This is a genomic window from Enterobacter sp. ECC_219_Taxon_10, assembly GCF_058354905.1.
In genome coordinates this window covers 3,645,693-3,666,945 of the sequence record NZ_CM178005.1, presented here as the reverse complement: position 1 = coordinate 3,666,945, position 21,253 = coordinate 3,645,693, and the positions used below count along the sequence as shown (strand labels likewise).

The window sequence follows — 21,253 nt, the reverse complement described above, 5'->3', positions numbered from 1 at the left end:
GATGCCTCAGTCTGCTGTAGCCATGTTAACAATAAGGTTTGCCATTGAATGAGCGGCATTTTGCGTAAACTTGCGCCACTTGGCAACCAATTAGAGAGACAGGTCACATCTATTGCTAAACATCTTCGCAAATTTTATTTCGACGCAAACGGTTTCGTCGACGCTCAGGATTCTCTATAATGACGCCCGTTTTCCCCCCTTGCGCACACTGTAAGCGCCCCGGCGCTTCGAAGACGAGAGACTTATGATGGAAATTCTGCGTGGTTCGCCTGCACTGTCTGCCTTCCGTATTACCAAACTGCTGGCACGTTTTCAGGCGGCCGACCTTCCGGTAAGCAATATTTACGCTGAGTATGTCCATTTTGCTGACCTGAATGCCCCCCTCAATGCAGAGGAGCGCGTACAGCTGGAACGCCTGCTCAAGTATGGTCCAAATCTGAGCAGCCATACGCCAACCGGCAAACTGATCCTTGCGACGCCGCGTCCGGGTACCATCTCCCCCTGGTCTTCCAAAGCTACCGACATCGCCCACAACTGCGGCCTGAGCCAGATTAACCGTCTGGAGCGCGGCGTGGCGTACTATGTTGAAGCCTCTACCCTGAGCGACGCGCAGTGGCAGGCGGTTGCGGCTGAACTGCACGATCGCATGATGGAGAGCGTGTTTGCCTCTCTCGATGACGCGCAGAAGCTTTTCTCCCACCATCAGCCTGCGCCGGTACAGAGCGTGGATCTGCTGGGGCAGGGCCGTCAGGCGCTGATTGACGCCAACCTGCGTCTCGGCCTGGCGCTGGCAGAAGACGAAATCGACTACCTGCAGGATGCGTTCATTAAGCTCAACCGTAACCCGAACGATATCGAACTCTATATGTTCGCGCAGGCTAACTCTGAGCACTGCCGCCACAAAATTTTCAACGCCGACTGGATTATTGACGGCGAACAGCAGCCGAAGTCGCTGTTCAAAATGATCAAAAACACCATGGAGCAAACCCCTGACCACGTGCTGTCTGCCTACAAAGACAACGCCGCTGTGATGGAAGGTTCCGAGGTGGGCCGCTTCTTCGCCGATCGCGAAGCAGGGCGCTATGACTTCCACCAGGAGCCTGCGCATATCCTGATGAAAGTGGAAACCCACAACCACCCGACCGCAATCTCTCCGTGGCCGGGGGCGGCGACCGGCTCCGGCGGTGAAATCCGTGACGAAGGGGCGACCGGTCGTGGTGCAAAACCCAAAGCGGGTCTGGTCGGTTTCTCCGTATCCAACCTGCGTATCCCGGGCTTTGAACAGCCGTGGGAAGAAGATTTCGGCAAGCCAGAGCGCATTGTCACCGCGCTGGATATCATGACCGAAGGCCCGCTGGGCGGGGCAGCGTTCAACAACGAATTTGGCCGTCCGGCGTTGAACGGTTACTTCCGTACCTATGAAGAGAAAGTGGACAGCCACAACGGCGAAGAGCTGCGCGGCTACCACAAACCGATCATGCTGGCGGGCGGGATCGGTAACATTCGTGCCGATCACGTGCAGAAAGGCGAGATCGTCGTCGGCGCGAAGCTGATCGTGCTGGGCGGCCCGGCCATGAATATCGGTCTGGGCGGCGGCGCGGCCTCCTCTATGGCCTCCGGCCAGTCTGACGCGGATCTCGATTTCGCGTCCGTGCAGCGCGACAACCCTGAAATGGAGCGTCGCTGCCAGGAAGTGATCGACCGCTGCTGGCAGCTGGGCGATGCCAACCCGATTCTGTTCATCCACGACGTGGGCGCGGGCGGTTTGTCCAACGCCATGCCTGAGCTGGTGAGCGACGGCGGCCGCGGTGGACGCTTCAACCTGCGCGATATCCTGAGCGATGAGCCGGGCATGAGCCCGCTGGAAATCTGGTGTAACGAATCCCAGGAGCGCTACGTGCTGGCGGTTGCTGCGGATCAGCTGCCGCTGTTTGACGAGCTGTGCCGCCGCGAGCGCGCGCCGTATGCCGTCATCGGTGAAGCGACCGAAGAGCAGCACCTTTCCTTAAGCGACACCCACTTTGACAACCAGCCGATCGATCTGCCGCTCGACGTGCTGCTCGGTAAAACGCCGAAGATGACCCGCGACGTAACAACCCGCAAAGCGGCGGGCAAAGCGCTGGATCGTCAGGGCATCACCGTGGCAGAAGCGGTCAACCGCGTGCTGCACCTGCCTGCTGTGGCGGAGAAAACCTTCCTGGTGACCATCGGTGACCGTACCGTGACCGGTATGGTCTCCCGCGACCAGATGGTCGGCCCGTGGCAGATCCCGGTCGCTAACTGCGCCGTGACCACCGCGAGCCTCGACAGCTACTACGGCGAAGCGATGGCTCTCGGCGAACGCACCCCGGTGGCGCTGCTGGACTTCGCCGCCTCTGCCCGTCTGGCGGTGGGTGAAGCGCTGACCAACATTGCCGCGACGCAGATTGGCGACATCAAACGTATCAAGCTTTCCGCGAACTGGATGGCCGCTGCCGGCCACCCTGGCGAAGACGCGGGCCTGTATGAAGCCGTGAAAGCGGTGGGTGAGGAGCTGTGTCCAGCCCTCGGCCTGACCATTCCGGTGGGTAAAGACTCCATGTCGATGAAAACCCGCTGGCAGGAAGGTAACGAGCAGCGCGAGATGACCTCTCCGCTGTCGCTGGTGATCACCGCGTTTGCCCGCGTGGAAGACGTGCGCCACACCGTTACGCCGCAACTGGCCACTGAAGACAACGCCCTGCTGCTGATTGACCTGGGCAAAGGCCACAATGCGCTGGGCGCCACCGCGCTGGCGCAGGTTTACCGTCAGCTCGGCGACAAGCCAGCCGACGTGCGCGACGTGGCGCAACTGAAAGGCTTCTACGACGCGATTCAGGCGCTGGTGGCGCAGCGCAAGCTGCTGGCCTACCACGACCGCTCCGACGGCGGCCTGCTGGTGACGCTGGCAGAGATGGCCTTCACCGGCCACTGCGGCGTGGAAGCGAACATTGCCACGCTTGGCGAAGACCGCCTGGCGGCGCTGTTTAACGAAGAGCTGGGCGCGGTGATTCAGGTTCGTGCGGCAGACCGCGATGCGGTTGAAGCGCTGCTGGCTCAGTATGGCCTGGCTGACTGCGTGCACTATCTGGGTAAAGCCGTTCAGGGTGACCGCTTCGTCATTGAAGCTGACGGTCACGCCGTGTTCAGCGAAAGCCGCACCACGCTGCGCATGTGGTGGGCGGAAACCACCTGGCAGATGCAGCGCCTGCGTGATAACCCGGAATGTGCCGATCAGGAGCACAATGCGAAGGCTAACGACAACGATCCTGGCCTGAACGTGAAGCTCACCTTCGACATCAATGAAGACATTGCCGCGCCGTACATTGCGACCGGCGCGCGTCCGAAAGTGGCCGTTCTGCGCGAGCAGGGCGTTAACTCCCACGTTGAGATGGCGGCAGCCTTCCACCGCGCGGGCTTTGACGCTATCGACGTCCACATGAGCGACCTGCTGGCCGGACGTACCGGTCTGGAGGATTTCCATGCGCTGGTAGCGTGCGGCGGTTTCTCCTACGGGGACGTGCTGGGCGCGGGTGAAGGCTGGGCGAAGTCCATTCTGTTCAATAGCCGCGTGCGCGATGAGTTCGAAACCTTCTTCCACCGTCCGCAAACGCTGGCGCTGGGCGTGTGCAACGGCTGCCAGATGATGTCTAACCTGCGCGAACTGATCCCTGGCAGCGAAGCCTGGCCGCGCTTTGTGCGTAACCAGTCAGACCGCTTTGAGGCGCGCTTCAGCCTGGTAGAAGTGACTCAGAGCCCGTCTCTGCTGCTGCAGGGGATGGTCGGGTCGCAGATGCCAATCGCCGTTTCTCACGGTGAAGGTCAGGTGGAAGTGCGCGATGCGGCGCATCTGGCTCAGCTGGAGAGCAAAGGCCTGGTTGCGCTGCGCTTTGTCGATAACTTCGGCAAGGTCACAGAAACCTATCCGGCTAACCCGAACGGCTCCGTCAACGGTATTACGGCGGTGACCAGCGAAAGCGGCCGCGCGACTATTATGATGCCGCACCCGGAGCGCGTGTTCCGTACCGTGAGCAACTCCTGGCATCCGGAAAACTGGGGCGAGGACAGCCCGTGGATGCGCATCTTCCGCAACGCGCGTAAACAGCTGGGTTAAGAAGTAAAGCAGGTACTTTGCAGGCCCGGTAAGCGGTAGCGCCACCGGGCTTTTTTATGCGTGTCGCAAAATTGCGACAAAGAGGGTACATGACTGTCTCTAAATGGAGACATATAACTCATTGATTTATATATGGCAGTAAATGTTCCCATTAAGGTGTTGCTTAATAGCGACACTTAGCCTGGAAATCATTCAACACACAATGAACCGGTTAAGTGAGTAAAAATTATATATTTCAATGTGTTAATATTTTGTTTTGCATTCTGGCATGGGTGTTGCATAATATTAACCAGTGGCTCATTCACCTTCTTATGTCAGCCCCTTCGGGACGTGCTACATAAACTTCGAATGACGCACAAAAAGGTGCCTGCCGTCCAACTACTGATCATAGCGATGCTTTATCAGGCCAGGGCGAAACGTCGAGTTAGGCACCGCCTTATTCCATGACAAAGCCGGGTTTTTACCCGGCTTTGTTGTATCTGAAGGGCAGACTCAGTTACGCTCTCCGTAAACCCCATGAAGAGAGTAATGCGTTGAAACGCTGGCCCGTTTTTCCCCGCTCCCTGCGACAGCTCGTGATGATGGCCTTCCTGCTGATCCTGCTGCCATTGCTGATCCTCGCCTGGCAGGCGTGGCAGAGCCTGAATGCGCTGAGTGCCCAGGCGGCACTGACGAACCGCACCACGCTTATCGACGCCAGACGCAGTGAAGCGATGACCAACGCCGCGCTGGAGATGGAGCGTAGCTATCGCCAGTACTGCGTGCTCGACGATCGGACACTGGAGAAGGTGTACCAGAGCCAGCGCAAGCGCTACAGCGAAATGCTGGACGCCCACGCGGGCGTGCTGCCGGACGACAGGCTCTATCAGGCACTACGTCAGGATCTGAACGATCTCGCGCAGCTGCAGTGCCATAACAGCGGCCCGGATGCGGCTGCCGCCGCGCGCCTTGAAGCCTTTGCTGCCGCCAATACCGAAATGGTGCAATCCACGCGGACGGTGATTTTCTCTCGCGGCCAGCAGCTACAGCAGGAGATTGCCGAGCGCGGCCAGTTCTTCGGCTGGCAGGCGCTGGTGCTGTTCCTGGTGAGCCTCGGGCTGGTGCTGCTCTTTACCCGCATGATCATCGGCCCGGTGAAGGGTATTCAGCGTATGATCAACCGCCTGGGGGAGGGGAAATCGCTCGGGGATACGGTTGCCTTTAAAGGTCCTCGGGAGCTGCGATCCGTCGGCCAGCGCATTATCTGGCTATCCGAGCGCCTGGCGTGGCTGGAATCCCAGCGCCACCAGTTCCTGCGCCATATCTCTCATGAGTTGAAAACCCCGCTGGCCAGCATGCGTGAAGGAACGGAGCTGCTGGCGGACGAGGTGGCAGGACCGCTTACGCCGGAGCAGAAAGAGATTGTCGAGATTCTGGACGCCAGCAGCCGCAACCTGCAAAAGCTCATTGAGCAGCTTCTGGATTACAACCGCAAGCTGGCTGATGGGGCGGTCGTGCTGGAAGAGGTGGAAATTGAGCCGCTGGTGGATATGGTGATCTCCGCCCACAGCTTGCCGGCAAGAGCTAAAATGATGCATACCGGGGTAGAGCTGAATGCACCGACCTGTCTCGCTGAACCCATGCTATTAATGAGCGTTCTGGACAATCTTTACTCCAATGCGGTGCACTATGGTACTGAATCCGGTAACATTTATATCCGAAGTTTTACGAAGGGTTCCCGGGTGTTTATTGACGTCGCAAACACCGGCACCCCGATCCCCGATGACGAAAAAACCATGATCTTCGAACCCTTTTTCCAGGGGAGTCATCAGCGGAAAGGTGCGGTAAAAGGAAGCGGTCTGGGCTTAAGCATCGCCCGGGACTGCATACGACGCATGCAGGGTGAGCTAAACATTGCCACGGACGAACGTTCAGATGTTTGCTTCCGTATTGAACTGCCCCTGAGCCGGAAAAATTAATAAAATGAATCTATATCTGGTGAGTATGTCACACGTCTTTTTCCGCGCCATACGCGCGGTGTTTTCCAGCAAAGCGGGTCGCCTGAGTCTGCCCTGTTTAGTTCTGGCGGGGTGCGTTTCCCATGCGCCGCAAAGTGCGATAAGCGGTAAACAAGAAGATAAATGGCCCGATAACCAGCTGGCGGATTTCCTCTCTACCCGCTGTGACGATATCTGGAATCTGTCAGGGCATGACGTCGAAAATAACCCGCTGTTCTGGCTGCGCGGAATAGATTGCGCTCAGCGGCTTGCGCCGGTAGACGCCCGCTCGAAGGCGGCGATGCTGGATGAGGACACCTGGCAGGACGCTTTCAAGCGTGGGATTTTACTGGCCGATGCGAAAATTACCCCCGTTGAACGTCGGGCCAACGTGACCCGGCTGGACACGTTTGTGATCAATCTTCCCGCACAGGTGCGCCCGGTCTACCAGCTCTGGCGGGACGGGCAGACGTTACAGTTGCAGCTGTCTGAAGAGCGCTCCCGCTACAGCAAGCTGCAACAGTCAACCGACAGCGAGCTTGATACGCTGCGCCAACAGCAGCAACATTTACGTAGCCAGCTGGATACCACCACGCGCAAGCTGGAAAACCTGACCGATATCGAAAGGCAGCTCTCGTCGCGTAAATATCAGCCAGGTAGTTCATCTGCTGCACCGGACAGCGATATGCCGAAACAAGAGGATGTGAAGCATGACGAGCCGTAAACCAGCCCATCTCTTACTGGTGGATGACGATCCCGGCCTGTTAAAGCTGCTGGGGATGCGTCTGGTGAGTGAAGGCTACACCGTGGTAACCGCGGAAAGCGGGCAGGAGGGGCTGAAGGTCCTCAGCCGCGAGAAGATTGACCTGGTGATCAGCGACCTGCGGATGGACGAAATGGATGGCATGCAGCTGTTCGCCGAAATCCAGAAGCAGCAGCCGGGCATGCCGGTGATTATCCTGACGGCGCACGGGTCAATCCCGGATGCCGTTGCCGCAACCCAGCAGGGCGTATTCAGCTTCCTCACCAAGCCGGTAGATAAAGACGCGCTTTACAAAGCTATAGACAGCGCGCTGGAGCACGCCGCGCCCTCCGGCGACGACGCATGGCGTGAATCTATCGTCACCCGCAGCCCGATAATGCTGCGTCTGCTTGAGCAGGCGCGAATGGTCGCACAGTCAGACGTTAGCGTGCTGATTAATGGTCAAAGTGGAACCGGGAAAGAGATCCTGGCGCAGGCGATCCACAACGCCAGCCCGCGCAGCAAAAACGCCTTCATCGCCATTAACTGCGGTGCCCTGCCAGAGCAGCTTCTTGAATCTGAACTTTTTGGCCATGCCCGCGGCGCATTTACCGGCGCGGTGAGCAGCCGGGAAGGGCTGTTCCAGGCTGCAGAAGGGGGCACGCTGTTCCTGGACGAGATCGGCGACATGCCCGCGCCGCTGCAGGTCAAACTGCTGCGCGTGCTTCAGGAGCGCAAAGTGCGCCCGCTGGGCAGCAATCGCGATATTGATATTAACGTGCGAATCATTTCCGCCACCCACCGCGACTTGCCAAAAGTGATGGCCCGCAACGAGTTCCGAGAAGATCTCTACTACCGCCTGAACGTGGTGAACCTGAAGATACCGGCGCTGGCGGAGCGTGCGGAAGATATTCCGCTGCTGGCGAATCACCTTCTGCGCCAGGCGGCCGATCGCCATAAACCTTTCGTGCGCGCCTTTTCGACGGATGCGATGAAGCGGCTGATGGCCGCAAGCTGGCCGGGTAACGTGCGCCAGCTGGTGAACGTGATTGAGCAGTGCGTGGCGCTGACCTCCTCACCGGTTATCAGCGACGCGCTGGTGGAGCAGGCGCTGGAAGGAGAAAACACGGCCTTGCCGACGTTTGCCGAAGCGCGGAATCAGTTCGAACTGAACTATCTGCGCAAGCTGCTGCAGATAACCAAAGGCAACGTGACCCACGCGGCGCGGATGGCCGGACGCAACCGTACAGAGTTCTATAAGCTGCTCTCACGCCACGAGCTGGAAGCAAACGATTTTAAAGAGTAGTGCCGTATGGTACTGTGAGCAACCGATTACGAAGCAGCTTACAGGCAAGAGTTTAAGGACCCACCATGAAAAAGATTGATGCGATTATTAAACCTTTCAAACTGGATGATGTACGTGAAGCGCTGGCGGAAGTCGGCATCACCGGGATGACCGTGACGGAAGTGAAAGGTTTTGGTCGTCAGAAGGGCCACACCGAGCTTTATCGTGGCGCAGAGTACATGGTCGACTTTCTGCCGAAAGTGAAAATTGAAATCGTGGTCAGCGACGATATCGTCGATACCTGCGTGGATACCATTATCCGCACGGCGCAGACGGGCAAAATTGGCGACGGGAAAATCTTTGTCTTTGACGTGGCGCGCGTGATCCGTATCCGTACCGGTGAAGAAGACGACGCGGCGATTTAAAAAAGATTTGCCATGCCGGGTAAGGCACAGCCGCTACCCGGCGAAAAAAAGCCCCTCGTTCGAGGGGCTTTTTCATTACAGCACCTTATGCGGCCCGAAACATTCGTAATGAATGTGGTCTTTATTTACGCCCAGCTCAACCAGCTGCTTCGCGGCATACTGCATAAACGCCACCGGCCCACAGACGTAGAACTGCATGTCCGGCGCGCTAAACGCCCCTTCCATCTGGCTTAAGTTCATCAGACCTTCGCTGTCAAACCGTGCGGCTGCGCGGTCTGCTTCCGTCGGCAGGCGATACCAGGTATTTGCGGTGAAACGCGGCAGGGACGCCCCCAGCGCATTCACTTCATCCGCAAAGGCGTGCACGTCGCCGTTTTCCGCAGCATGGAACCAGTTGACCTGCGCACCGTGGTTTGCTTTCGCCAGCGTGTCGAGCATTGCCAGCATTGGCGTCTGGCCGACACCCGCAGAGATCAGCGTAACCGGAGTATTCGCCTCAACGGCCATAAAGAAATCGCCCGCCGGCGCGGCCAGATGAACCACGTCGCCCACGTTGGCTTCGTTGTGCAGCCAGTTGGAGACCTGACCGCCGTCCTCGCGCTTCACCGCAATGCGGTAGCCTTTGCCGTTTGGCTTGCGGGTCAGAGAGTACTGGCGGATCTCCTGGTGCGGGAAGCCTTCAGGCTTCAGCCATACGCCCAGATACTGGCCCGGCTGGTAATCGGCCACCGGCTGTCTGTCCACCGGCTCAAATTCAAAGCTGGTGATTAATGCGCTGCGCGGCGTTTTCTCGACGATGCGGAAGGCGCGAGTGCCTTCCCAGCCGCCGTTCTTGCTGGCGTTTTCGCTGTAGATCTGCGCTTCACGGTTGATAAACACGTTTGCCAGTACGCCATAGGCTTTACCCCACGCGTCCAGCACTTCCTGGCCCGGGCTGAACATTTCGTCCAGCGTCGCCAGCAGGTGGCCGCCGACGATGTTGTACTGCTCGGGTTGGATCTGGAAGCTGGTGTGTTTCTGCGCGATTTTTTCCACCGCGGGCAGCAACGCCGCCAGGTTTTCGATATTGCTGGCGTAGGCCGCGATGGCGTTGAAAAGCGCTTCACGCTGATCGCCGTTACGCTGGTTGCTCATGTTGAAAATCTCTTTGAGCTCCGGGTTGTGCGTAAACATGCGATCGTAGAAATGGGCGGTAAGTTTAGGGCCGGTTTCCACCAGCAGGGGAATGGTGGCTTTAACGGTAGCGATGGTTTGAGCGTCGAGCATGGCAGCTTCCTTCTGATGTCACTTTAATGATGCATTTTAAATGCATCTTATAAAAAATACCCATGCTTTGTAAATGGTTCTTTGCAAGATGAAAAATATGCATCACAAACCTGAAAAGAAATCCGCTGGAAATAGCGAGATCTTTATTCCTCAAACCCTTGCGTGGCGTGAAGGAAAACGTTTGCGTAAAATCGTTTGTCAAGACCTGTTATCACAGAACTATTCAGTTATACTGTTGCCCGTCGTCCAACAGGACTGCCTTTTCAGGCCAAAATTTACTTGTTAGCTGAGTCAGGAGATGCGGATGTTAAAGCGTGAAATGAACATTGCCGATTATGATGCCGAACTGTGGCAGGCTATGGAGCAGGAAAAAGTACGTCAGGAAGAGCACATCGAACTGATCGCCTCCGAAAACTACACCAGCCCGCGCGTGATGCAGGCGCAGGGCTCTCAGCTGACCAACAAATACGCTGAAGGTTATCCGGGCAAGCGCTACTACGGCGGTTGCGAGTACGTTGATATCGTAGAGCAGCTGGCAATCGACCGTGCGAAAGCACTCTTTGGCGCTGACTACGCAAACGTCCAGCCGCACTCCGGCTCCCAGGCTAACTTCGCGGTTTACACCGCACTGCTGCAGCCGGGCGATACCGTTTTAGGTATGAATCTGGCGCAGGGCGGCCACCTGACTCACGGCTCCCCGGTTAACTTCTCCGGCAAACTGTACAACATCATCCCTTACGGTATTGATGAGTCCGGTAAAATTGACTACGAAGATATGGCGAAGCAGGCTAAAGAGCACAAGCCGAAGATGATCATCGGCGGCTTCTCCGCTTACTCCGGTATCGTTGACTGGGCAAAAATGCGTGAAATCGCAGACAGCATCGGCGCGTACCTGTTCGTTGACATGGCGCACGTTGCGGGCCTGATTGCCGCAGGCGTTTACCCGAACCCGGTTCCACACGCTCACGTTGTGACCACCACCACCCACAAAACCCTGGCGGGTCCACGCGGTGGCCTTATCCTGGCGAAAGGCGGTGACGAAGAGCTGTACAAAAAACTGAACTCCGCCGTGTTCCCAAGCGCGCAGGGCGGCCCGCTGATGCACGTTATCGCGGCAAAAGCGGTAGCGCTGAAAGAAGCGATGGAGCCTGAGTTCAAGGTTTACCAGCAGCAGGTTGCTAAGAACGCTAAAGCGATGGTGGAAGTTTTCCTGAACCGTGGCTACAAAGTGGTTTCCGGCGGGACTGAAAACCACCTGTTCCTGCTGGATCTGGTTGATAAAAACCTGACCGGTAAAGAAGCTGACGCCGCTCTGGGCCGCGCCAACATCACCGTGAACAAAAACAGCGTGCCAAACGATCCGAAGAGCCCGTTCGTGACCTCCGGTATCCGTATCGGTTCTCCGGCTGTCACTCGCCGCGGCTTTAAAGAAGCGGAAGTGAAAGAGCTGGCTGGCTGGATGTGTGACGTTCTGGACAACATCAATGACGAAGCGGTAATCGAGCGCGTTAAAGGTAAAGTTCTGGATATCTGCGCACGCTTCCCGGTATACGCATAATTCCTCTGCTTTGCAGAAATAAAAAAGGCCGCGCTTGCGGCCTTTTTTTTGGCTTAACGCCGATCCAGAGAAATGGCCCCAGGCCCGACTATCGCCAGCAAAATAAAGGCGCCAGCAATACTGACGTTCTTGTAGAAATTAATCATATTCGGCACAACCGCATCACCGGTCATATCCCAGTAGTGGTGACCGATGATCGCCGTGCCCAGCGTATAGAAGACAAAGAGAACCGCGAGAGGGCGGGTGAAAAAGCCCAGCACGATCAGAATGGCGGCAGGCACTTCCATCACCACCGCAATAATGGCCGCCAGCATGGGCATCGGCGTACCCAGCGAGGTCATATACTGTACGGTGCCGCTAAATCCTGTCAGTTTCGGGTAACCAAAGATAATAAACAGTACGACAAGTGCGATACGCCCAATCAACAGCAGCAGATGACGCGACTGACCAAAGTCGAGATAACGTAGTGAGTTCATGGCAGAAATACCTCTGCAAGTGGAGTAATTTAAACGTAATACACATTTTCATTCCCTGCCATAAGCCAGACGACTGCTCAATATGTTAATTTTTCGTTAATTTATAGCAGGCTATCTACTTGCTTAATTTTTATATTCTCGCCAGACTATGGCCTCCATTTCGGGAGGGATTCATGGTCTTGCATTCCACGCGCTGGCTGGCGCTCAGCTACTTCACCTACTTTTTTAGCTACGGTATTTTTCTGCCTTTCTGGAGCGTCTGGCTCAAGGGAATTGGTTTGACCCCAGAAACCATCGGTATCCTGCTGGGCGCGGGGCTGGTGGCTCGTTTCCTTGGTAGCCTGCTGATTGCACCCCGCGTCAGCGATCCCTCCCTACTAATAAAAGCGGTGCGTATTCTGGCGCTGCTAACGCTGGTCTTTGCGGCCTGCTTCTGGGTCAGCCACCAGTTTGCCTGGCTGATGGTGGTGATGGTCGGCTTTAACCTGTTCTTCTCACCGCTGGTACCCCTGACGGATGCCCTGGCGAACACCTGGCAAAAGCAGATCACCATGGACTATGGGCGCGTGCGCCTGTGGGGCTCGATTGCCTTCGTGATCGGCTCGGCGCTGGTGGGGAAACTGGTCAGCCTTTACGACTACCGTGCGATTCTGGCTTTGCTCAGTATCGGGATAGCCTCGATGCTGCTTGGGATGCTGCTGCGCCCGTCGGTGATGCCGCAAGGGGAGAGTCGCCATCAGGAGAGCGCCGGCTGGCCCGCCTGGCGGAGCCTGGTGGCACAGAGCTGGCGTTTTCTGGCGTGCGTCTGTCTGCTTCAGGGGGCGCATGCGGCGTATTATGGCTTCAGCGCTATCTACTGGCAGGGGGCGGGCTACTCTGCCTCTGCGGTCGGTTACCTGTGGTCGCTGGGCGTGGTGGCAGAAGTCATTATTTTCGCCCTGAGCAAGAAGCTGTTCCGCCGCTTTGGCGCGCGCGACCTGCTGCTGCTTTCCGCGGTGTGCGGCGTGGCTCGCTGGGGCATTATGGGCTGGACAACGGAACTGCCGTGGCTGATTGTGGCGCAGATTCTTCACTGCGGCACGTTCACCGTGTGTCATCTGGCGGCGATGCGCTATATCGCTGCGCGTGAGGGCGGGGACGTGATTCGTCTTCAGGCGGTCTATTCTGCGGTGGCGATGGGCGGCAGCATTGCAGTGATGACGGTATTTGCGGGCTTCCTCTACCAGCATCTTGGACACGGCGTGTTCTGGGTCATGGCGCTGGTGGCGCTCCCGGCGATGTTTGTTCGACCAAAAGTGGCCGCGCGAACGTAACTACGATTCCAGCATGGCGCGAATATGCTCTTGCTGCTGCGCGTTCAGTGATTCAACTGCGTGGATCAGCGGCGGCGAGAACAGCGGCAGGGCCGTAGGATAGGGGGTGATAACCAGCGCGGCTTCGCGCGGCGCCCCCTCTTTCTGAAACGCCTGCAGGGTCAGATAGCGAATATTGAGCGGCAGCAGCGTCAACTCGCGCAGCTGCTGTTCAATTATCTCCTCGCAGGATTTATCCTCCCCGGTCAGCAACACCACCTGTTTTTCATGCAGATCGGACTCCTGCATCAGCCAGGCGCCAAAAATGACCGCCACGAGCGCCATCTCCTCATCGGAAAAACGCAGGCCAAACTCCGCCTCCAGCTCAAACAGCGCCTCTTTCGTTGTGCGCAACAGCCGGGGGTAGAGGCGGTGGATCTCCTCCGGCAGGCTGTTATCGATGCCGATCTCAAACAGAGAGCGGTCCAGCGCCTGAGCCAGATGAATATATAGCTGATCGGTCAGCCCCTGCTCGTCGCTGAAGTTCATCCCTGTCTGGGAGCGAAAACGGGCCACCATGCGCACAATGGCTCGGCGCAAACGCTGATCCTGCTGGTGTTTATCGAGCACCGGATCGGGCGTGCGGAGCATCATAAACAGCAGCGCCAGAAACAGTTGCTCATCTACGTGCGCGCCCTGCGGCACGCGCCGCTTCCAGTGGCGGACAATCTCCTGTGCCGTAAAATACTCTCCCCGCGACTGGGTCCAGCTGCGCTGGGCATGCGAAAACTGCGGCGTGTTTCCTAAGTGATGCTGGATGAGGCAGTATTGTAAATAGAGCTGTAAGAACTGGACGTCGCGGCATTCAAACTGGCGCTGCAGCTTGCGTGAGCAGAAGCCGATCAGCGCCCGCAGGTTCGCATCGTCGTAAAGCGGCCGCGCGATACCGTGCTGTTTAAGCGCGGTTTTTAAGGCTGGGGTAAACTGGTGCGAGACAAACTGCGGGCAAAGGCGGAGCGCCCTGCGCAGCCAGTGCAGCAGGCACAAACGCTGATTCAGGGCAGTGCCTTCAATTCGGTAGCTGCCGTCGTGGTGCGTAACGATATCCAGCCGGTGATAGCGCTGGATTTCATCGCGCGTCTCGGCTATATCTTGCCGTGCCATGACGTCGTCCACGCCGTTGGCAGCGATTATGCTCTGTGCGGTGACGGCAGCATCGGGCAGGTAAAGCATTAAAAGCACCTGGCAGCGGCGCTGCGAACTGGAAAGCACAGATGGAATTTCAAGCGTCGTCATCATCTGTCGGGTATCCAGTGTGAATGTTTGATAAGAATAGCTAAAGGATCGGCGCTGAAAAGCGCGCCGGCAGGCCTTTCACTCAGGATTGCTGGGGAACATCACAGAATTTTTGACGTGAGGAATTGATGCAGACAGTTAAACAAAATGCGATGGCGTTATTTTTGGCGGTTATCACCTTTACCGCCAGCGCACATCCTCACAGTTTTATCAGCCTGAAAACCGAGCTGGTCACCGACGGCACGCAATTGAGCGGCCTGAAAATGCGCTGGACGATGGATGAAATCACCTCGGCGGATCTGCTTTATGATGCGGGCAACGCGAAGCCCGGCGACGAAATCTGGAAAAAGCTGGCGGCGGAAGTGATGGCCAACGTGCTGGGTCAGCACTACTTCACCGAGTTCTGGCATAACGGACAAAAGGTGAAGTTCCTCAATCGCCCGACAGAATACGGCATGTCCCGCGACGGGCATCAGGCGGTGCTGACGTTCGTGCTCCCGCTGGCGCACCCGCAGCCGCTGGCAGGACAAACCTATACGTTTTCCACCTTTGACCCAACGTACTACGTGGACATGAGCTATGCCGAAGAGCGCGACGTTCAGCTTCCGGCATCGTTGCAAAAAACCTGCAAAATTGCGGTTCATACCCCGAAGCCCAGCGAAGAGACGCTGAATTTTGCGGTCTCTCTCGATAAGGAAGATGCGCCGCCGGAGGACATGGAACTGGGTAAACAGTTCGCACAGAAGGTAACGTTACAATGTCAGTGATCTCCTCTCCGGTACGAAAACCGCGCCGCTGGCTGCACCTCTGGCCGCTGGCGCTCTTTTTACTGTTTGCCTTCGGCGGTTCGCTCTGGCTGTGGCAGGCCTGGCCGCAGGTGATGATGAAAAGCATCATCTGGCAGCGTGAGGTCAACCAGCAGATGAGCGGGCTGCTGAAGGCGGTGGCGGAGAATCCGACCAGGGCGGGCGGTTCTCTGCTGGCGTTCAGCTTCATCTACGGCGTGCTGCACGCGCTGGGTCCGGGGCACGGTAAAATCGTTATAACCACCTGGCTTGCGACCCATCCGTCGAAGCTGAAATCGAGCATTGGCCTGACGCTGGCCTCTTCGCTGCTTCAGGGGGGCGTGGCGATAGCGCTGGTGGTGGTTGTGCTTTCGCTATTACAGCTTCCCGCGCGCCAGCTTCACATGAGCAGCTTCTGGCTGGAGAAGGGCAGCTATGCGCTGGTGGGCGTGCTGGGGCTGATCCTCTGCTGGCGGGCGCTGAAAAAGCTGCGCGCGCTGCTGCAAAAGCCCAAATTCAAAACCTTTACGCCGCACCACGTTCATGATGAACACTGCGGCTGCGGGCATCAGCACCTGCCGACGCAGGATCAATTACAGAGCGGTGACGACTGGCGCGCGCGGCTGATGATAGTTCTCTCTATGGGGATGCGCCCGTGCTCGGGGGCCATCATGGTGCTGCTGTTCAGTAAAGTGATTGGTGTGTTCGGCTGGGGCATGCTCTCGGCGCTGGCGATGGCGGCAGGGACGTCTCTCACCATTTCGTCTTTAGCGCTGCTGGTACACAGCTTCCGTCAGCTGGCGGTCAAACTCAGCGGCAATAAAACGCCGGTGCTGTGGCGGCAGGTAGGATGGACAACGCTCGCGCTGGCGGGCGGGGTGATTCTGCTGGTGGCGGCGGTGACGATGTGGGTGAGTACGGTGCCGTTTAACACCCTCTCCCCTTTGGGGAGAGGGCTGGGGTGAGGGGATTAACGCTTCAGCGCATCGCTCAGCTCGTCACGCATGTTGGCCAGCATGGCTTTAACAACGCGTGGGTTACCCGCAACGATGTTGCCGGTGGTCATGTAGTTGTGGCCGCCGGTAAAGTCGCACACGATGGCGCCTGCTTCACGTGCGATCAGCTCGCCCGCCGCGAAGTCCCACGGCTTCAGTGACAGTTCGAAGTAACCGTCAACGCGGCCGGTGGCAACGTAGGCCAGATCCAGCGCAGCAGAGCCGGTGCGACGGAAGTCCGCGCATTCGGTGAACAGCTTGCCCAGGATATTCATATAGGTGGTCGCGTGCTGTTTCGCCTTGAACGGGAAGCCGGTCGCCAGAATGGTGCCGTCCAGGTCGCGTGCGTTGCTGCAGCGCAGACGGTAGCCGTTCAGCTGTGCGCCTTGGCCGCGGGTAGCGGTGAACAGTTCGTTACGCATTGGATCATAAACAACGGCGACTTCAGTACGGCCTTTAATGCGTACTGCAATAGACACAGAGAAGTGTGGCAGGCGTTTAACGAAGTTGGTGGTGCCATCCAGTGGATCGATAACCCATTGAACATCCTGATCGGTACCTTCATGTTCACCGCTTTCTTCGGTGATGATGGTGTGCTGCGGGTAAGATTTGCGGATCGTTTCGATAATAATCGCTTCTGCGGCTTTATCGACGTTAGTCACGAAATCATTGCTGCCTTTCTGGCTGGTTTCTACGGAGTCTGGCGTTTCGTAGTGTTTGGCAATTACGTTACCCGCCTTGCGCGCTGCGCGCACGGCGATGGTCAGCATCGGATGCATCGGTCTCTCTCACTGGATGTTAAAGAACAGGAAAATCGGCGCAGAGTATAGCAGCGGGATCGGATTATGTCTCCCGTTTATGATAATATGCCCGAATAATCTTCAGACACTGAATCCAGACATCTAAAAATTATGCTGCAAAACATTCGAATCGTGCTGGTCGAAACATCGCACACCGGCAACATGGGCTCCGTTGCCCGCGCTATGAAAACCATGGGCTTAACGAACCTCTGGCTGGTTAACCCGCTGGTGAAGCCCGACTCTCAGGCTATCGCTCTGGCGGCCGGGGCAAGCGACGTGATCGGCAACGCCCAGATCGTCGATACCCTCGACGAAGCGCTGGCCGGCTGTAGCCTCGTTGTCGGTACCAGCGCGCGCTCCCGCACGCTGCCGTGGCCGATGCTGGACCCACGCGAATGCGGCCTGAAAAGTGTCTCAGAAGCAGAACAGGCGCCGGTTGCGCTGGTGTTTGGCCGCGAGCGCGTTGGCCTGACCAACGACGAACTGCAGAAGTGCCACTACCACGTTGCGATTGCCGCCAACCCGGAATACAGCTCGCTGAACCTGGCGATGGCGGTGCAGGTTATCGCCTACGAAGTGCGTATGGCATGGCTGGCGACGCAGGAAAAGCAGGCAGAACCGAAAGAAGAGACGGCCTATCCGCTGGTGGACGACCTTGAGCGTTTCTACGGCCACCTGGAGCAGACGCTGCTCTCTACCGGTTTCATCCGTGAAGGCCACCCGGGTCAGGTGATGAACAAGCTGCGCCGTATGTTCACCCGCGCGCGCCCGGAAAGCCAGGAGCTGAACATCCTGCGCGGAATTCTGGCGTCGATTGAGCAGAAAAATAAAGAGTAGTGCCGGTTTGTTTTCTCCCTCTCCCCGTGGGAGAGGGCCGGGGTGAAGGCATCAGGCCGAACCCAGGCAATACGGCACGGAAGGTTAAATACCTGACTAAAACAGTCAAGTAAATAGTTGACCATTTTAGTCAGGAATGTCAGACTTGGCCCTGCTATGCAATACCCCCATTTTACAATAAAAAACCCCGGGCAGGGGCGAGTTTGAGGTTAAGTAAGACATGAGACTGACATCTAAAGGGCGTTATGCCGTGACCGCGATGCTGGACGTTGCGCTCAACTCCGAAGCGGGCCCGGTTCCGTTGGCTGATATTTCTGAACGACAAGGGATCTCCCTCTCTTACCTGGAACAGCTGTTCTCCAGACTGCGTAAAAATGGACTGGTTTCCAGCGTTCGTGGCCCGGGCGGCGGTTATCTGCTGGGTAAAGACGCGGGCAGTATTGCGGTTGGTGAAGTGATTAGCGCCGTTGACGAATCCGTGGACGCGACCCGTTGCCAGGGTAAAGGCGGCTGCCAGGGCGGCGATAAGTGCCTGACCCACGCGCTGTGGCGCGATCTGAGCGACCGTCTGACGGGCTTCCTGAACAATATCACCCTCGGTGAACTGGTGAATAACCAGGAAGTTCTGGACGTATCAGGCCGTCAGCACAGCCATGATTCACAACGCAGCACCCGCGCGCAGGACGCTATCGACGTCAAATTACGCGCGTAATAAAACGATAAGTATTTCAGAATCAGGCCGGGGCGGTCACGCCCCGCGTACTCGGTCGTACATCCAGCCGGTTGCCTGATTCCTTGCATTGAAGCGATGTACGGAGTTTAAAGAGCAATGAAATTACCGATTTATCTCGATTACTCCGCAACCACGCCGGTGGACCCGCGTGTTGCCGAGAAAATGATGCAGTGTCTGACCCTGGACGGAAACTTTGGTAACCCAGCTTCCCGTTCACACCGTTTTGGCTGGCATGCTGAAGAGGCGGTGGATATCGCCCGTAATCAGATTGCTGACCTGGTGGGTGCCGACCCGCGTGAGATTGTTTTCACCTCCGGTGCGACCGAATCCGACAACCTGGCGATCAAAGGTGCAGCCAACTTTTATCAGAAAAAAGGCAAGCACATCATCACCAGCAAAACCGAACACAAAGCCGTGCTGGACACCTGCCGTCAGCTGGAGCGTGAAGGGTTCGACGTGACTTACCTGGCGCCGCAGAGCAACGGGATCATCGACCTGAAAGAGCTCGAAGCGGCCATGCGTGATGACACCATTCTGGTCTCCATCATGCACGTTAACAACGAAATCGGCGTCGTTCAGGACATCGCGACCATCGGCGAAATGTGCCGCGCGCGCGGTATCATCTACCACGTGGATGCGACCCAGAGCGTGGGCAAACTGCCTATCGACCTGAGCCAGCTGAAAGTAGACCTGATGTCCTTCTCCGGCCACAAAATCTATGGCCCGAAAGGGATCGGCGCGCTGTACGTTCGTCGTAAGCCACGTATCCGCATCGAAGCACAGATGCACGGCGGCGGTCACGAGCGCGGCATGCGTTCCGGCACGCTGCCTGTTCACCAGATCGTGGGCATGGGCGAAGCGTACCGCATTGCAAAAGAAGAGATGGAAACCGAGATGGCGCGCCTGCGCACGCTGCGTAACCGTCTGTGGGACGGCGTGAAAGATATGGAAGAAGTGTATCTGAACGGCGATCTCGAGCAGGGCGCACCAAACATTCTCAACGTCAGCTTCAACTATGTTGAAGGCGAATCGCTGATTATGGCACTGAAAGACCTGGCCGTTTCTTCCGGTTCTGCCTGTACGTCTGCAAGCCTGGAGCCATCCTACGTGCTGCGCGCGCTGGGCATGACCGACGAGCTGGCACACAGCTCTATCCGTTTCTCTTTAGGTCGTTTCACTACCGAAGAAGAGATTGACTACACCATCAAGCTGGTTCGCAACTCCATTGGCCGTCTGCGCGACCTTTCTCCACTGTGGGAAATGTTCAAGCAGGGCGTGGATCTGAACAGCATTGAATGGTCACATCACTAATCGGTACATAAGGAGAATTCAATCATGGCATACAGCGAAAAAGTCATCGATCATTACGAGAACCCGCGCAACGTTGGCTCTTTTGACAACAGCGACGAATCTGTCGGTAGCGGCATGGTTGGCGCACCGGCGTGTGGCGACGTGATGAAGTTGCAGATTAAAGTCAACAATGAAGGTATCATTGAAGACGCGCGCTTCAAGACCTACGGCTGCGGTTCTGCAATTGCGTCCAGCTCCCTGGTCACCGAATGGGTGAAGGGCAAGTCTCTGGACGAAGCACAGGCAATCAAGAACACGGATATTGCTGAAGAACTCGAACTGCCGCCGGTGAAAATTCACTGTTCTATTCTGGCAGAAGACGCGATCAAAGCCGCCATTGCGGATTATAAAAGCAAACGTGAAGCAAAATAATTGAGGTTTGAGTATGTCGATTACCCTTAGCGACAGCGCTGCCGCGCGAGTAAGCTCTTTTCTGGCGAACCGTGGTAAAGGCTTTGGCCTGCGACTGGGCGTACGTACCTCCGGCTGTTCTGGTATGGCTTACGTACTGGAGTTTGTTGACGAGCCGGCGTCTGACGACACCGTGTTTGAAGACAAGGGCGTGAAGGTGGTGGTCGATGGCAAAAGCCTGCAATTCCTCAACGGCACTCAGCTGGACTTCGTTAAAGAAGGCCTGAACGAAGGGTTCAAATTCACGAACCCGAACGTCAAAGACGAGTGTGGTTGCGGCGAAAGCTTCCACGTTTAACCGCGCGTCATCCGAAACCCCACCGCAGGATCTCTGCGCGTGGGGTTTGTTCTAACAGGCTACCCCTGAGATTGTTATGGATTACTTCACTCTCTTCGGACTACCCGCTCAATACCCGATCGATCTCCAGTCGCTGACGATCCGTTTTCAGGATCTGCAGCGTCAGTATCATCCGGATAAATTCGCCAGCGGGACGCAGGCAGAACAGCTGGCTGCGGTTTCCCACTCTGCCACCATCAATCAGGCCTGGCAGACGCTTCGCCATCCGCTGGCGCGCGCTGAGTATCTGCTCTCGCTCCACGGTTTCGACCTGGCGAGCGAGCAGCACACCGTGCGCGACACGGCGTTTCTGATGGAGCAGCTGGAGCTGCGCGAAGAGCTGGATGAGATTGAACAGGCCAAAGACGAAGCGCGTCTGGAAAGCTTCATTAAGCGCGTGAAGGGCATGTTCGATACCCGCCATCAGCAGATGGTGGAGCAACTGAACAACGAGACCTGGGATGTAGCGGCAGACACTGTGCGCAAACTCCGTTTTCTCGATAAACTGCGAAGCAGTGCTGAACAACTCGAAGAAAAGCTGCTCGATTTTTAATTTC

At 57.0% G+C, this 21,253-nt stretch carries 19 protein-coding genes; 15 read left to right on the top strand and 4 right to left on the bottom strand.

Annotated features, from left to right (window positions below; all coding sequences use genetic code 11):
- Positions 1-244: 244 nt before the first annotated feature.
- The 5 genes from purL (at position 245) to glnB (ending at position 8,560) form a co-directional block, all read left to right on the top strand.
- Positions 245-4,132 carry a phosphoribosylformylglycinamidine synthase gene (gene purL / locus AC4ICF_RS17325; protein ID WP_316380674.1) on the top strand — a complete coding sequence of 1,296 codons (3,888 nt, stop codon included), beginning with the start codon at positions 245-247 and terminating at the stop codon, positions 4,130-4,132.
- 533 nt (positions 4,133-4,665) lie between these two features.
- Entirely contained in the window at positions 4,666-6,090 is a 1,425-nt protein-coding gene (gene qseE, locus AC4ICF_RS17320) for a two component system sensor histidine kinase QseE/GlrK (RefSeq protein ID WP_320719960.1), read from the top strand.
- 4 nt (positions 6,091-6,094) lie between these two features.
- Complete coding sequence (gene qseG / locus AC4ICF_RS17315; RefSeq protein WP_116343293.1) at positions 6,095-6,832, top strand: two-component system QseEF-associated lipoprotein QseG; 738 nt, start codon at positions 6,095-6,097, stop codon at positions 6,830-6,832.
- Positions 6,819-8,156 (top strand): two-component system response regulator GlrR, encoded by a 1,338-nt coding sequence (glrR, locus tag AC4ICF_RS17310; RefSeq protein ID WP_028014084.1) that lies wholly within the window; start codon positions 6,819-6,821, stop codon positions 8,154-8,156. Before qseG ends, glrR begins: the two co-directional genes overlap by 14 nt.
- A 65-nt stretch (positions 8,157-8,221) precedes the next feature.
- Positions 8,222-8,560 carry a nitrogen regulatory protein P-II gene (glnB, locus tag AC4ICF_RS17305; protein WP_003860685.1) on the top strand — a complete coding sequence of 113 codons (339 nt, stop codon included), beginning with the start codon at positions 8,222-8,224 and terminating at the stop codon, positions 8,558-8,560.
- 75 nt (positions 8,561-8,635) lie between these two features.
- On the opposite strand, the gene hmpA is transcribed toward glnB, so the two are convergent.
- Complete coding sequence (gene hmpA / locus AC4ICF_RS17300) at positions 8,636-9,826, bottom strand: NO-inducible flavohemoprotein (RefSeq protein WP_316380672.1); 1,191 nt, start codon at positions 9,824-9,826, stop codon at positions 8,636-8,638.
- A gap of 304 nt (positions 9,827-10,130) precedes the next feature.
- Between hmpA and glyA the strand changes: the two genes are divergently transcribed.
- Positions 10,131-11,384, top strand: a complete 1,254-nt coding sequence (gene glyA / locus AC4ICF_RS17295; protein ID WP_025757663.1) for a serine hydroxymethyltransferase — start codon at positions 10,131-10,133, stop codon at positions 11,382-11,384.
- 53 nt (positions 11,385-11,437) lie between these two features.
- On the opposite strand, the gene AC4ICF_RS17290 is transcribed toward glyA, so the two are convergent.
- The gene (locus AC4ICF_RS17290; protein ID WP_023615984.1) at positions 11,438-11,860 is read right to left on the bottom strand and encodes a DoxX family protein; all 423 of its coding nucleotides are present in this window, start codon (positions 11,858-11,860) and stop codon (positions 11,438-11,440) included.
- A gap of 173 nt (positions 11,861-12,033) precedes the next feature.
- Between AC4ICF_RS17290 and AC4ICF_RS17285 the strand changes: the two genes are divergently transcribed.
- Positions 12,034-13,173 carry a 3-phenylpropionate MFS transporter gene (locus AC4ICF_RS17285; RefSeq protein ID WP_163330591.1) on the top strand — a complete coding sequence of 380 codons (1,140 nt, stop codon included), beginning with the start codon at positions 12,034-12,036 and terminating at the stop codon, positions 13,171-13,173.
- On the opposite strand, the gene csiE is transcribed toward AC4ICF_RS17285, so the two are convergent.
- Entirely contained in the window at positions 13,174-14,451 is a 1,278-nt protein-coding gene (gene csiE, locus AC4ICF_RS17280) for a stationary phase inducible protein CsiE (RefSeq protein ID WP_316380671.1), read from the bottom strand. It abuts the gene before it with no gap.
- 125 nt (positions 14,452-14,576) lie between these two features.
- Between csiE and AC4ICF_RS17275 the strand changes: the two genes are divergently transcribed.
- Both AC4ICF_RS17275 and AC4ICF_RS17270 read left to right on the top strand, forming a co-directional pair.
- Positions 14,577-15,215: a DUF1007 family protein gene (locus tag AC4ICF_RS17275; protein WP_039266860.1), complete on the top strand. Its 639-nt coding sequence runs from the start codon at positions 14,577-14,579 to the stop codon at positions 15,213-15,215.
- Positions 15,206-16,198 carry a nickel/cobalt transporter gene (locus tag AC4ICF_RS17270; RefSeq protein ID WP_116343283.1) on the top strand — a complete coding sequence of 331 codons (993 nt, stop codon included), beginning with the start codon at positions 15,206-15,208 and terminating at the stop codon, positions 16,196-16,198. Before AC4ICF_RS17275 ends, AC4ICF_RS17270 begins: the two co-directional genes overlap by 10 nt.
- 5 nt (positions 16,199-16,203) lie before the next feature.
- Here AC4ICF_RS17270 and suhB read toward each other — a convergent pair whose 3' ends face one another.
- Positions 16,204-17,007 carry an inositol-1-monophosphatase gene (gene suhB, locus AC4ICF_RS17265; protein ID WP_028014077.1) on the bottom strand — a complete coding sequence of 268 codons (804 nt, stop codon included), beginning with the start codon at positions 17,005-17,007 and terminating at the stop codon, positions 16,204-16,206.
- A 132-nt stretch (positions 17,008-17,139) separates the two neighbouring features.
- On the opposite strand from suhB, the gene trmJ reads away from it, so the two are divergent.
- The 6 genes from trmJ (at position 17,140) to hscB (ending at position 21,249) form a co-directional block, all read left to right on the top strand.
- On the top strand, positions 17,140-17,865 hold the full coding sequence (gene trmJ / locus AC4ICF_RS17260; protein WP_047652688.1) for a tRNA (cytosine(32)/uridine(32)-2'-O)-methyltransferase TrmJ: 726 nt from the start codon (positions 17,140-17,142) through the stop codon (positions 17,863-17,865).
- A 220-nt stretch (positions 17,866-18,085) separates the two neighbouring features.
- The gene (gene iscR / locus AC4ICF_RS17255) at positions 18,086-18,577 is read left to right on the top strand and encodes a Fe-S cluster assembly transcriptional regulator IscR (RefSeq protein WP_008502158.1); all 492 of its coding nucleotides are present in this window, start codon (positions 18,086-18,088) and stop codon (positions 18,575-18,577) included.
- A 117-nt stretch (positions 18,578-18,694) separates the two neighbouring features.
- The gene (gene iscS / locus AC4ICF_RS17250; RefSeq protein ID WP_020883022.1) at positions 18,695-19,909 is read left to right on the top strand and encodes a cysteine desulfurase; all 1,215 of its coding nucleotides are present in this window, start codon (positions 18,695-18,697) and stop codon (positions 19,907-19,909) included.
- Between the two features lie 24 nt (positions 19,910-19,933).
- Positions 19,934-20,320 carry a Fe-S cluster assembly scaffold IscU gene (iscU, locus tag AC4ICF_RS17245; RefSeq protein WP_003860661.1) on the top strand — a complete coding sequence of 129 codons (387 nt, stop codon included), beginning with the start codon at positions 19,934-19,936 and terminating at the stop codon, positions 20,318-20,320.
- A 13-nt stretch (positions 20,321-20,333) separates the two neighbouring features.
- Complete coding sequence (gene iscA, locus AC4ICF_RS17240; protein ID WP_003860659.1) at positions 20,334-20,657, top strand: iron-sulfur cluster assembly protein IscA; 324 nt, start codon at positions 20,334-20,336, stop codon at positions 20,655-20,657.
- Positions 20,658-20,733: 76 nt separating this feature from the next.
- Positions 20,734-21,249: a co-chaperone HscB gene (gene hscB / locus AC4ICF_RS17235; RefSeq protein WP_116343281.1), complete on the top strand. Its 516-nt coding sequence runs from the start codon at positions 20,734-20,736 to the stop codon at positions 21,247-21,249.
- Positions 21,250-21,253: the final 4 nt, after the last annotated feature.

Coding starts and splice junctions, on each gene's coding strand:
- purL (WP_316380674.1), top strand. CDS start 245: ATGATGGAAATTCTGCGTGGTTCGCCTGCACTGTCTGCCTTCCGTATT.
- qseG (WP_116343293.1), top strand. CDS start 6,095: ATGAATCTATATCTGGTGAGTATGTCACACGTCTTTTTCCGCGCCATA.
- glrR (WP_028014084.1), top strand. CDS start 6,819: ATGACGAGCCGTAAACCAGCCCATCTCTTACTGGTGGATGACGATCCC.
- glnB (WP_003860685.1), top strand. CDS start 8,222: ATGAAAAAGATTGATGCGATTATTAAACCTTTCAAACTGGATGATGTA.
- hmpA (WP_316380672.1), bottom strand. CDS start 9,826: ATGCTCGACGCTCAAACCATCGCTACCGTTAAAGCCACCATTCCCCTG.
- glyA (WP_025757663.1), top strand. CDS start 10,131: ATGTTAAAGCGTGAAATGAACATTGCCGATTATGATGCCGAACTGTGG.
- AC4ICF_RS17290 (WP_023615984.1), bottom strand. CDS start 11,860: ATGAACTCACTACGTTATCTCGACTTTGGTCAGTCGCGTCATCTGCTG.
- AC4ICF_RS17285 (WP_163330591.1), top strand. CDS start 12,034: ATGGTCTTGCATTCCACGCGCTGGCTGGCGCTCAGCTACTTCACCTAC.
- csiE (WP_316380671.1), bottom strand. CDS start 14,451: ATGATGACGACGCTTGAAATTCCATCTGTGCTTTCCAGTTCGCAGCGC.
- AC4ICF_RS17275 (WP_039266860.1), top strand. CDS start 14,577: ATGCAGACAGTTAAACAAAATGCGATGGCGTTATTTTTGGCGGTTATC.
- AC4ICF_RS17270 (WP_116343283.1), top strand. CDS start 15,206: ATGTCAGTGATCTCCTCTCCGGTACGAAAACCGCGCCGCTGGCTGCAC.
- suhB (WP_028014077.1), bottom strand. CDS start 17,007: ATGCATCCGATGCTGACCATCGCCGTGCGCGCAGCGCGCAAGGCGGGT.
- trmJ (WP_047652688.1), top strand. CDS start 17,140: ATGCTGCAAAACATTCGAATCGTGCTGGTCGAAACATCGCACACCGGC.
- iscR (WP_008502158.1), top strand. CDS start 18,086: ATGAGACTGACATCTAAAGGGCGTTATGCCGTGACCGCGATGCTGGAC.
- iscS (WP_020883022.1), top strand. CDS start 18,695: ATGAAATTACCGATTTATCTCGATTACTCCGCAACCACGCCGGTGGAC.
- iscU (WP_003860661.1), top strand. CDS start 19,934: ATGGCATACAGCGAAAAAGTCATCGATCATTACGAGAACCCGCGCAAC.
- iscA (WP_003860659.1), top strand. CDS start 20,334: ATGTCGATTACCCTTAGCGACAGCGCTGCCGCGCGAGTAAGCTCTTTT.
- hscB (WP_116343281.1), top strand. CDS start 20,734: ATGGATTACTTCACTCTCTTCGGACTACCCGCTCAATACCCGATCGAT.